The sequence below is a fragment of the Lactobacillus sp. ESL0677 genome (assembly GCF_029392875.1).
Classification (GTDB): domain Bacteria; phylum Bacillota; class Bacilli; order Lactobacillales; family Lactobacillaceae; genus Lactobacillus.
This window is the reverse complement of record NZ_CP113946.1, coordinates 552,026-563,452: the sequence shown is the minus strand read 5'-3', so window position 1 is coordinate 563,452 and position 11,427 is coordinate 552,026. Positions and strand designations below refer to the sequence as shown.

Sequence of the window (11,427 nt, the reverse complement as noted above, 5' to 3'; positions counted from 1 at the left end):
AACTAAAATTTCCTACTTTAAAATAAAGTCGACAATTTACTTTAACACTTTTTTTACAAAAGTTAACTACCTAAAATTAAATAATAGCACCTCGTGCTATACTTATTAGAGGCAATTATATTACAAAATTTAATTGGAGGTTAAAATATGAGGCTATTAATTGGCGGCTACACACAAAAAACAGCCACCGGAATTTACGAATTACCACTTGAAACCAAGGATTCTGCTAAAGTTGGTCAGGCAAAAGAAATTATTAAAATTGGTGGTCCAACCTACTTTGTCCAAGACAACAACCTGATTTTTACGATTAATAATGCTGGCGATCAAGGTGGAATTAGTGCCTACAAATTAGTTAATGGTGCATATCAAGAAACTGATTCTTATTTAACAGCTGGCTCATCTCCTGCATACATTGGCATCAACAAACAGCAAAAGCGGCTTTACACTGCCAATTATCATACAGCCGTGTTAGCAGTATTTTCTTACACTACAGACGGTAAATTAACCTTGCTTGATTCAGTAACGCATACTGCTGACACTCTGGGCCCGCGGCCTGAGCAAGTCGACGGCCCGCACCCACACTTTTTCAACGAAACACCTAACGGTAATCTCGTTAGCTGCGACTTGGGTAATGATTGTGTTGACTTTTATGCACTAAGCAATAATAAATTAAAGCACCTGGCCAGTTACCAGAACGAACCGGGCTTTGGCAGCCGCCACATTGCTTTTAGCCCTGACAGCAATTATTTTTACGTTGCTGGCGAATTATCTAGCAAGGTTAATGTCGCTAAGTTTGACGAAAATAACTGGACTTTTGAAAATATTGCAACTTATTCAACCATTCCAGAAGACTACACTGAACATAATGGTGCTGCAGCAATTCGCATGAGCAGCGATGGCAAGTATATTTATGTCTCTAATAGAGGCCATAATTCAATCACCGTGTTCGGTGTTAAATCTGACCACACCTTGCAACTTGCCCAACGAATTTCCACATTTGGCGAGTTTCCACGTGACTTTAATTGGGACAAGAACGAAGAATACGTGGTTGTCGCTAACCAAAATACCGACAACGCCACGCTTTATACCCGTGATGCTGACAATGGTTGCTTAACACCTATCCAAAAGGATATTGCCGTACCAGAAGGTACTTGCGTATTATTCGAATAATTAATTTTAAACAAACAAAAGGAGTTCACTCTGATCTGAACCCCTTTTTGTTTTGCTCTATGACAGCAACTCCAGTTACCATTTATTTTTCATGTTTAGCTTTAGTTTTTGCTAAATTTATTAAAACTATCCCTCCGTTAGAACTATTTTTAATTACTAAATGGCCACTATTTTTTTCAATAACATCATTAGCAAACCACAGACCTAATCCATTGTGACCATTAATTTTACGTGCTTGATCTTCTTTCCAAAAGCGCTTAGTTGCATTTAATAAGGCGGCTTTAGAAAAGCCTGGGCCTTGATCGTAAACACCTATCTGTACATATTGTACTTCATTTTTAAACGCTAATTTAATTCTCCCTTTCATACGCGTGTAAGTAACCGCATTTTCAATAACATTAATTATCGCTCTAATAAAATGATTTTTTTGCAAATATGCATAACCTGTTAATGTACCGTCTACTATTAATTCTATTTTTTTAGTATGAACTAATTCTTGAGCCCGTTTAGTAATCTCAATTTGCAAATTAGTAAGATTAACATTTATTGCTTGCTCAATGCTGCCCTTAGTTGCTGCCCTTAATGAATTTAAATATTCGTTAGCCTGTTTAGTATTACGCATAATACTTTGCAAATCTTCTCGTTGTTGTTCAGTCAAATTGTCATCTTCGAGTAACAACTCACTATTACCCTGAATGACTGTTAATGGTGTTTTTAAATCATGACTAAGAGCAGAAATTTCTTGCTGTTGGCTTTGTTCCTGCGCCCATTTGCTTATCAAAGATTCCTTTAAAGCTAATTGCATTTCAGCCATTGTATTTAAAGCATGTTCAAATTCTTTAATATTAGAATGCGGTATTTTAAAATCCAAATCCTGTTTAGTAATACTCTCACCAACCTGCCGAAACAAATTAACAGACTTAACCAATTTGTTTTTTAACAAAATCGTAGTCACAAGCAAGCAAAACAAAATTAAAAATAATAGCATTCCTAAAGAAAGATATTCGCTTGGTGGTAAAATTCTCTGAAAAATTGGATTAACATAACGCGTTAAATAATAATAATGTAAAACCACAACTGACTTATCCGGATAACGTACGAGTTGATAGCCATAATCAACATGTTTTGGATGATACAAACACTTGCGCATTTTTTTCCAGTTAATTTGAGAAGTATTAGTCTTCAACATATGATGCTGAGGATTAAATAAAGCATAACTTACATTATCTGGCACTTCATTAGCATTAAACACTCGCTTACTCCGCTGCACTTTAACAAACTGTTGAACTTTTTGCTCATCGTAATTAGCTGGATAGATAATGTGCTCACTTACCAAGTAGCCAACACTAAGAAACCACATACAAGTCAAAAAAATGATCACTACACCATTAATCAATAAAAATTCAGTTAACAGGTATGAGATACCCCTTCTTCTTGCCATTTATAGCCCACTCCCCAGACAGTAACAATCGGTGCTAACGAAAAAATTTTTAATTTAGCACGAATATTTTTTATATGCTCGGTAATTGCTGCATTATCACCAACATTATTAAAGCCAAAAACTGCTTCATATAGTTGCTCTTTGGTATAAACCTGACCTGGATGCTCTGCTAAATGAGCTGCTAATTGAAATTCACCTTTTGTAAAAGGAACAGTCTGGTCATGAACACAGGCTTTTCTTTCTGATAAATTGAAGAGCACACCTGAGCGTTCGTATGCATGAAGTGGTTGCCGCTTTTCGCGACGTAAATGAGCATTAACTCGCGCACGTAATTCAGCTAAACTAAACGGCTTTTTAATATAATCATCACCGCCAAGTCCTAACCCCCGCACTAATGCCGCATCATCAGTCTTAGCCGTTAAAAAAATAATCGGTCCATCATATACCGGCCTGATTCGTTGACAAAAATCAAAACCATCTTCATCCGGCATCATGACATCAACTAATATCAACTGATAAAAACGACAAGTTTCAGCAGTTAATTCTTTAGTTGAACGCCTAGTATCAACAGTATAACCTTCACGAGTTAACGCTCTTTTAACTAATACTAACAAATCTTGATCGTCATCAATTGCAAGAATTTTAGGCATGACACTCTCCTTTTGACAAATTATTAACTATTATTCTTGCATCCTTCCCACTGATTGAACCAACAAAAAACAAGAATTAACATTGCTAATGTCAAACCAACAATTATTGATAAGGCACAAGATATTGGAACAAATACGACATCCTTTAAATTAAGGGATGCCATTGTATAAATTCGCACGAGATGCCCACCCCAACTACTAGGAAAAAATGGCCAAATCAAATTACCTAAATCAGTTAATAATAATGCTGCTAACAAAAATTCAAAAGCAGCACAGACTAAACTAACATTATGACCAAACTTTAATTCTAAAAAGCTATGAACAAGATATGTCGAGCAGTTACTGCCCCAAATGAGCAAACACATTCCTAACAAATAGCTTACATTAATTATTATTTTAGCGTGCATTATTTTGAGTAGACCAATAAATGTAAAAATCGCTAAAAGGCAAGAAATTAAGCTACTAATTAACAGATAACACAATTTAACTAGCAGAATTTGCCAACGCTTAGTTACACTCAAGAGATTAAAACAACCATTACTTATTTCTTGTTCAAAAATATTATTGCAAGCATAACTGCAGGCAAATGGATAACTAAGCGCAATTATCAAGAAATAATTGATTAGAAAAGTAGTGAAACGATACTTAGTCATCAAAAAATAGCTAGCACATAATATTGCTCCTAATAAAGGCAAAGCAACATGAATCCAAAAATAATTTGTGTGTCTTAGTTTCAAAAATTCAGCTTGAAACAAATTTATTAAACTCATAAGTTATCTTCTTTAAAGTAATGGCCAAGTACAACCACCAAAACTCCAAATAATGTCACAGTAAGTAAAACACCAGGTAAAATAACGGTTTTTGCATGTAAATAACTATTTTTAGCTAACAGAACCCCATTAGGATTCACGCCTAAAATAGTTGCCATTAATCTAGCAGGAATTGCAAAAGGAATTATCCACAATGTCCTACTGCCAGCGAAAGTTTGACTAGCAAAAAATATATTTACAATAAACATAATAATTAGCGTAAGGATTGCTGGTAATTTGAGTTCTAATAACATCCCTAGTGGAATTTGCCAAGCAAAGCATACCGTTAGCAAGATAGTGGCCTGCAATACGCGTCCTAGCATTAACTGCTTGCCAAATAAACTTCCTACTCCTAAAACCAAAAACATCATAATTATATTAGTAACCAAAAGATAGCAACAGCCCGTTATAATTTTGGCAAGACAAATTTTAATATAGGAAATTGGTGTCAATTTAAGATTAAAATAATGTTGTTTCTTATCATTTTCGAGTATATAACTACTAATTAGGGCAACTTCTATCGGCAACATAACCATATACCATCAATTAAAAATTGCTTGCTGCAATTGCTTTCCGACTAGTAAAAAGCTTGCTAAAATTGTCGTTACTATGGGTAATAGCCATAAACTAAGAACAATAAAAGAGTGACAATTTTTTATCATTTCAACTTTGACTAAATTTTGCATCCTACTCATCTACTAACCCTTTTCTTACTACTGTCATAAACAATTTTTCTAATTTCTTAGTATTATTCGGTATTTTTCCCTGGTAGCCTAACTTGCCAGCAGCAATAATTCCAATTTCATCAGCTACATTCTCAACTTCAGCCAAAATATGACTCGAAAAAATAACCGTGACTCCTTTTTTGGGCAGAGAACGAATTAATTTACGTAAAGCTTCAATTCCTAAGGGATCAAGACCATTAGTTGGCTCATCCAAAATAAGTAAGTTTGGTTTATTAATCAATGCTAAAGCAATCCCTAACCGTTGCTTCATCCCTAAAGAAAATTGTTTAACCCTTTTCTTACCTACATTCATTAAATCAACTATTGTCAATACTTCATTAATTCTTTCTTTTGGTAAGCTTAAAGAAGTTGTCCTAACCAGCAAATTTTCAAACGCAGTTAAATTGCTATACAAAGGTGGCGTTTCAATTAGTGCACCAATTTCATTCAGAACCTGTCTTTGCCAAGGTTTGCCTTTATAATAAATACACCCATTAGTTGGCCGAACAATTCCGGTAATCATTTTAAGCGTTGTCGATTTCCCTGCACCATTTACTCCTAATAGGCCATAAACTGTATTTTTAGGAATTGCTAACGATAAATTCTTAATTACTTCAGTTTGACCATACTTTTTAGTCAAATTTTTCGTTGTTATCAATAACTCATTATCATCCACTGTTTAACCTCCTTTTTTAATAAGTTTAGCAACCAGTTATCAGGAAATTATAAAGTAAAAAAAATAAAAGTATGGCTTCTCCATACTTTTATCCTTGTAAATTCTGCCACAACCGCTGCACATCAAGCGGCTCCGAAATTTCAATTTCCACTTGCTGATCCAAAAAGGGATCCGGAAAAGCTAAATAGTAGCAATTCAAAGCTTGTCTTGTAAAATCATCCGCTATCCCATACAACGGATCGCCAAATAATGGGTGCCCAATCGACTTTAGATGGACACGAATTTGATGCGTACGACCTGTAAACAGCCGCAGCTCAACTAAGCTGGCACCCGGTACTTGCTCAAGAACGCGGTATTCAGTGGCAGCTGGTTGCCCTGCAGGATCAACTTGCCGCACAACCGTGCCCGCTTTTTGACTGATTGGCGCCTTAATTATCCCCGTTAACTTATTTTCCGTAAAATTGCCATGCACCACAGCATGGTATTTTTTTACAAAATCATTTTTACTTAGATTGGCAAAACGCGCGTGGGCAATTGGATTCTTGCCAATTAAAACTAACCCCGAAGTATCACGGTCAAGACGAGTAATTACATGCGGTTTAGCTATTTCTTTATCTTGCGCAAAATATCCTAAAGCACGATTAACCAACGCGTCATCATCCTCATACCGTGAGGGTATCGATAAGACTCCAGCTGGCTTGTTCACAACCAAATAATTGGCAGTTTCTTTAATAATGTTTAAAGAATTATTCGAGGGGCGCAACCACGGGTTGGCCTTTTCCTGCCCCGGTACAAAAATAATTTCATCACCGCGATGCAACTGGAAACTTGTATAGCGCCGCTTATGATTAACCAATATCAGACCATCATGATTTTTAGCATTATTAACGGCTTGCTTTGAAAAACCATTATTCATTAAAAAAGCCCCTAACTTTTGGGGGCTATTACTTGTAAATTTCAACTTAAATAGTGTCATCTTTATCACCAATAAAGGCACTCTGCACCCGTGACCAAAATCGCGTGTGACCAAAGCGATCAAAACGAATTACCTTTTGTGAAATGCGATAAGTAATCTTTTTCGCATTGCGAACATCAATGCGCTGACCATCAATTGTCATCACTAAATGATCGGCATCCGGAACAATCGTAATCCACTGGTCAGGCGCAATCACAATCGGCGAAGACAAAGTCCGAAACACCCGATTATTAATCGAGGCAATTTCAGCCATTTGTAATGCCTTTAACCGCGGATGAATCACGGCGCCGCCAAGCGACTTGTTGTATGCAGTTGAACCCGTTGGCGTTGACACGCACAAGCCATCGCCGCGAAAATTTTCAAATAACTGCCCTTCAATATAGACATTGGCTTCCAAAGTGCGTGAAACTCGTTTTACCGCTGATTCGTTCAAGGCCAAGAAATGCTTTTTTTCACCCGCCTCGGTTTCAAGTTCAACTTCCAATAACGGATAATTGGCCGACTCTGGTTTACGCAAAAATAGCGCATCAACCATCTTGTCAACATCATCGCTGCGCCAATCAGTATAAAAACCCAAATGACCAGTATGAATCCCAATAAACCGGATGGAGCAGATCTGAGCCTCATAACGATGAAAAGCATTGATTAACGTACCATCACCGCCTACCGTGATTACCACATCCGGATATTTAGCATCAAAAACAACCTCGTCTTTTTCCTGCAGTCGCTTTTTTAAATGCGCTACTACTCGCAACGTTTCCTCATTGGTATTATGAGCAATCGTTATTCTCATAATTTTTCCTTGCCTTTATTCTTGGTAAAAATCTTCTGCGCTTCCTGAACCTCATCCTTAATTAAAGACATTTCCTCGTCTAGCTTGTACGCCGTCTCCGCCGTTGACTTAAGACGCTTGGAAATATCATCTGGATAAGAGCCCTGATATTTGTAATTCAAAGTATGCTCGACCGTTGCCCAAAAATTCATCGCTAATGTTCGTACCTGAATTTCAGCCAGCAACTTTTTAGCACCGTCCGGCAAATAAACCGTATAGGAAATTACCATGTGGTAAGACCGGTAGCCAGAAGGCTTGGCGTTCTGCACATAGTCGCGTTCTTCTAAGACTTCCATGTCTTGCCGGTCATGAATCAAGTCCACTACCTTATAAATATCGTCAACAAACTGACAAACAATCCGAATGCCGGCAATGTCTTGCATATCGGTTTCAATCACGTCGGGACTAATTACCCGCCGTGTCATTTTTTCTTTAATCGAATCAACTGTTTTTACCCGACCAACGACAAACTCAATTGGCGAGTGTTCTCCCTTAGTTAAGAAACTCTGTCTAAGGGCCCGAAATTTTACTTTTAGCTCATTAACGGCCTCTGTATATGGCCATAAAAAGTTGTCCCAATCCATTTCCATTGAAATAATTCCTTTCTCAAACAGCATCTTCATTTTAACATATAATAAGAGTAAACAGATTGGAGTAATTACTGATGAGTAAAAATACTGAAATTGAAGCTAAAACATTATTAACCAAAGAAGTTTATCAAAAATTATGTGCTGCTTTCCCCGTTAAAAGTGACTTTGTGCAGGCGAATTATTATTTTGATACCCCTAATAGTTTATTAAAAAGGCACCAAATTAGCTGTCGCGTGCGCTTATTCACAGATCATGCCGAACAAACGCTTAAAGTCCCCCACTCAAAGCTGGTACAACACGACTTTCATGAAGCAGTCGAAATTAACGACGATTTAAAACTAGCAGCTGCCCAAAAATTCGTCCAACAAGCAGAAGAAGAGACGGTCGTAACATTTAATGGTAATGTTGAACAATACTTGCGAGATAATTTTGGTCCCCAACTTGATTTGCACTTGCAAACTTTTAGCAAAACTCACCGTATTTTGGCTGTCGGTCCCGAAAATTGTGAGTTGACATTAGATGCCACCACCTACCCAGATTCTTACGAGGATTACGAATTAGAAATTGAAAACTCTAATCCCACTTTAATCAAAAAAGTTCTTATTTCGCTCGAAAACAGCTATAATTTTAAGCAAACTAAAACTAATACTAATCAACCAAAGATTGCTCGGGCCTTCAGTCATTGTGTTAGAATGTAATCATGTGAGCGTATTCTTTGTTTCTATATTAGTTATTTGCTAAAGTTATAACTAACTGGAAATTTGAAGGAGAGATTAAAGATGTTTGAGATTTTTCTCTTTGTCAATCCAATTGGCATCTACTGTTATGAAACAGAACTTTTAATTAAGCAGGCCATTGATGAACTTAACATTGATACTTGCTTTAATTACATTCCGATTACTAACACCAAAGTAATTAAAGAGGATATTTTACGACGACGTAAAGAAGGTCAAAAGTTAACTGACATATCCAAGTATACAATGGCCTCTTTTCAAACGCTGCGCCTTTATCATGCGATTAAGTTTGAATATGGTAATAAGAAAGCTCGGGCCTATTTGTTTGAATTACAACAGGCCCTAAACATTAATTTCAATCGTTATTCTGAAAATTTAGCCCGAAAAATAACTAAAAAATTGAATATCGATTTTAACAAGATTACTAGTCCCAAAACTAATAAGTACGTTGATAAGTCTATCAAACAGGACTTGGAACTTGCCGATAAACTTGGCGTGCGCAACACACCAACAACTATCATTTATAATGAGAGTGGCAATTACAACGGCATTTTATTGGAGGGAATTGTTGCTCATGATAGATTAATTAAGGTTTTAAAACATGATTCCTGCTTAATTGAAAACTTTGAAGAAGAAACTAAAGATTGTGCTTTGCGTAAAACTAATCATTTGCGCCTAATCTAAGTACGCAAGAACATTATTAAGTTGGCTCACGTGACGCATCTCAGTAAAAATTTTTTCTGGTAGATCATCGAGTGTCATCTTTTCAGCATACAAGGCAGTCGCAATTGACTGCCCTATTTTTGTTTTTTGCATTAATTGCTGTGCTAAATATCGTCGCTGCTCAGCAGGATTAACTTGATATGTCTTCAGCCGCGGCCGAAAATGCCACAAAAGTTGCAATCCTTGCGCGTTTAAAGTAAATGTTGTCATTTGATAATGAACTCGACTAGTTACCGGCTCAAGTAAAACATTGTACTTAAGAATTAATTGCCTTCTTTTAGGATTAATTTCCAAATAATAATCTCGCCACAACTGGTTTTTACGGAAAAAAATCTGTTGTGACTTTTTTATTTGCCTTTGTAAATAATGACGCTGCCCCACAACCCAAACATCAACCACCCCAATTTCAGAATACAACTGATGCCGATGGTTAAATTCTGTCAAGCTTAGCGGCGCACATTGCACTTCAAACGCTAATTGCGGGCTTGCTAAAACATCTGCTCGAAGCTGCCCCTCAGCAAGTGGAATTTCTAGTTGTGCGTGAAAACCAGCTTCTCGCAATGCTTCTTTAAGTAGCACTTTACTCAGCGCATGTTCTTCTTTTTCACCCATCATGCTAGTTGACCGCGTTAAATGCTTAAAATACGCCCCTTGAGCTGTTTTAATCAGCTGCACGCGATGATGACATCGTGGACAAGAATAATTTTTTTGAGCTTTATTGTTAATCTGTGCTGCTTCAGTAGCAGCCAGAACCAATTGCTTATTTAATAATGCTGCGTACAAATTTATCACCTAAATTTAAGTACGCAAAAAAGGCAAGTTACTCACCTGCCTTTTTAATTAAAATTATTTAGCGATTATTTTTACCAAAGTACTGCCGCAAATGGCCCAATGCATCACAAGCAATCAGACATTTACCCGTTGTCCGCACTCGCGCCATCTCGCTAGCCTTAACTTTAATGCCGTACTCATTCGCAATTGCCCAAGCATCTGCCGGTTTAATTTCCGCATAATTTTCATTATTAAATGTTAATTCTAAGTAAAATTCTCCTCGTTCAAAATATAGACTTGAAGACAAATCACTAGCCCGTAAATTATCCGCTAGTTCAGTTAACGGATCGAGGTCATTGAAACTATATGCCTGTTTCTTTTGAAATTTCCAAAATGGCTTCTTAGATTGCGATTGTGCATCGCCTTGAGAACTGCTAACAGGAGGTTCTTCAGTTTCATCATCATTTGGCTCCTCATCAGAATCCAAATCAATAAACGTTTTACGCGGGTCATCAGGCTCTTGCTGAGAGTCTGTATTACCACCAAACATTTGCGTCAAATGGTCGCGGTCTTTATCAGTTACCTTGCTAATTAACAAGTCTAAGCCACCGTTATTTGGCATCACTTGAAAGGTCACCGGAGCATCCTGACTAAAGGAATGATCGGTATCAACTTCATCTAAAATAGAATAAAAGAAATGCTGAATCTTATCCCGATCACCTAATAAATCTAAAACTTTTAATCCACGATTAGCTAATTCATTTTTATCTATCCGGACACGAATAGTATTTTCATTAATATGATCAACTTGCACGAGTTTTCACCTCCATTGGATTCTTTTATTCATTGTAGCGTACTTTGCAGGTAAAATAAAAGCGTTAGTCTAAAAAACCAACGCTTTTTAATAAAAACACTGCTAGATTATAAGTCAGCAATCTTTTGCATTTCTTCGAGTTCAAGCCGACGAACTTTCCGTGGCAAGAACCGACGAATTTCGTCTTCATTGTAACCAACTTGCAAACGCCGATCATCCATAATGATTGGTCGTCTCAATAAGCTCGGATTCTTCTCAACCAAATCAAGCAATTGGTCGATTGATAAATCATCAAGATTAACTTTTAATTGTTGGAAAGCTCTTGAACGCGTTGAAATAATTTCTTCGGTACCATTTTCTGTCATCCGCAAAATTTGAATAAGCTCGTCTTTAGTAAGAGGCTCAGAGAAAATATTTCTTTCTTTAAAAGCAATGTCATGTTTCTTCAACCAAGCCTTTGCCTTACGACACGAGGTACAACTCGGAGATATATACAAATTAACCATATATTTCACG

The 11,427-nt window shown here is 36.9% G+C and carries 14 protein-coding genes; 3 read left to right on the top strand and 11 right to left on the bottom strand.

Annotated elements, in window-relative coordinates:
- The first annotated feature begins 147 nt into the window (after window positions 1-147).
- Window positions 148-1,170: a lactonase family protein gene (locus OZX76_RS02935; RefSeq protein ID WP_277180785.1), complete on the top strand. Its 1,023-nt coding sequence runs from the start codon at window positions 148-150 to the stop codon at window positions 1,168-1,170.
- A gap of 82 nt (window positions 1,171-1,252) precedes the next feature.
- On the opposite strand, the gene OZX76_RS02930 is transcribed toward OZX76_RS02935, so the two are convergent.
- The 8 genes from OZX76_RS02930 to OZX76_RS02895 all read right to left on the bottom strand — a co-directional run bounded on the left by OZX76_RS02930 (window position 1,253) and on the right by OZX76_RS02895 (window position 7,869).
- Entirely contained in the window at window positions 1,253-2,566 is a 1,314-nt protein-coding gene (locus OZX76_RS02930) for a HAMP domain-containing sensor histidine kinase (protein ID WP_277180783.1), read from the bottom strand.
- Window positions 2,567-2,577: 11 nt separating this feature from the next.
- Window positions 2,578-3,261 (bottom strand): response regulator transcription factor, encoded by a 684-nt coding sequence (locus OZX76_RS02925; RefSeq protein ID WP_277180781.1) that lies wholly within the window; start codon window positions 3,259-3,261, stop codon window positions 2,578-2,580.
- A gap of 23 nt (window positions 3,262-3,284) precedes the next feature.
- Window positions 3,285-4,031, bottom strand: coding sequence for a lantibiotic immunity ABC transporter MutG family permease subunit (locus OZX76_RS02920; RefSeq protein WP_277180779.1), 747 nt, complete (start codon window positions 4,029-4,031; stop codon window positions 3,285-3,287).
- On the bottom strand, window positions 4,028-4,600 hold the full coding sequence (locus tag OZX76_RS02915; protein ID WP_277180777.1) for a lantibiotic immunity ABC transporter MutE/EpiE family permease subunit: 573 nt from the start codon (window positions 4,598-4,600) through the stop codon (window positions 4,028-4,030). Before OZX76_RS02915 ends, OZX76_RS02920 begins: the two co-directional genes overlap by 4 nt.
- 157 nt (window positions 4,601-4,757) lie before the next feature.
- On the bottom strand, window positions 4,758-5,471 hold the full coding sequence (locus OZX76_RS02910) for a lantibiotic protection ABC transporter ATP-binding protein (protein ID WP_277180775.1): 714 nt from the start codon (window positions 5,469-5,471) through the stop codon (window positions 4,758-4,760).
- An 88-nt stretch (window positions 5,472-5,559) separates the two neighbouring features.
- On the bottom strand, window positions 5,560-6,447 hold the full coding sequence (locus tag OZX76_RS02905; RefSeq protein ID WP_277180773.1) for an RluA family pseudouridine synthase: 888 nt from the start codon (window positions 6,445-6,447) through the stop codon (window positions 5,560-5,562).
- Complete coding sequence (locus OZX76_RS02900; RefSeq protein WP_277180771.1) at window positions 6,434-7,240, bottom strand: NAD kinase; 807 nt, start codon at window positions 7,238-7,240, stop codon at window positions 6,434-6,436. The genes OZX76_RS02905 and OZX76_RS02900 overlap by 14 nt, the downstream gene beginning before the upstream one ends.
- Window positions 7,237-7,869: a GTP pyrophosphokinase family protein gene (locus OZX76_RS02895; protein ID WP_277180769.1), complete on the bottom strand. Its 633-nt coding sequence runs from the start codon at window positions 7,867-7,869 to the stop codon at window positions 7,237-7,239. The genes OZX76_RS02900 and OZX76_RS02895 overlap by 4 nt, the downstream gene beginning before the upstream one ends.
- Before the next feature lie 74 nt (window positions 7,870-7,943).
- Between OZX76_RS02895 and OZX76_RS02890 the strand changes: the two genes are divergently transcribed.
- Together OZX76_RS02890 and OZX76_RS02885 are read left to right on the top strand one after the other, a co-directional pair.
- On the top strand, window positions 7,944-8,567 hold the full coding sequence (locus OZX76_RS02890) for a CYTH domain-containing protein (RefSeq protein WP_277180767.1): 624 nt from the start codon (window positions 7,944-7,946) through the stop codon (window positions 8,565-8,567).
- A gap of 81 nt (window positions 8,568-8,648) precedes the next feature.
- Window positions 8,649-9,287 carry a DsbA family protein gene (locus tag OZX76_RS02885; RefSeq protein WP_277180765.1) on the top strand — a complete coding sequence of 213 codons (639 nt, stop codon included), beginning with the start codon at window positions 8,649-8,651 and terminating at the stop codon, window positions 9,285-9,287.
- Here the strand turns inward: OZX76_RS02885 and OZX76_RS02880 are convergent.
- The 3 genes from OZX76_RS02880 to spxA all read right to left on the bottom strand — a co-directional run bounded on the left by OZX76_RS02880 (window position 9,279) and on the right by spxA (window position 11,417).
- Window positions 9,279-10,109: a competence protein CoiA family protein gene (locus tag OZX76_RS02880; protein ID WP_277180763.1), complete on the bottom strand. Its 831-nt coding sequence runs from the start codon at window positions 10,107-10,109 to the stop codon at window positions 9,279-9,281. The genes OZX76_RS02885 and OZX76_RS02880 overlap by 9 nt on opposite strands.
- Window positions 10,110-10,176: 67 nt before the next feature.
- Complete coding sequence (locus tag OZX76_RS02875) at window positions 10,177-10,911, bottom strand: adaptor protein MecA (protein WP_277180762.1); 735 nt, start codon at window positions 10,909-10,911, stop codon at window positions 10,177-10,179.
- 107 nt (window positions 10,912-11,018) lie between these two features.
- Window positions 11,019-11,417 carry a transcriptional regulator SpxA gene (gene spxA / locus OZX76_RS02870; RefSeq protein WP_277134404.1) on the bottom strand — a complete coding sequence of 133 codons (399 nt, stop codon included), beginning with the start codon at window positions 11,415-11,417 and terminating at the stop codon, window positions 11,019-11,021.
- Window positions 11,418-11,427: the final 10 nt, after the last annotated feature.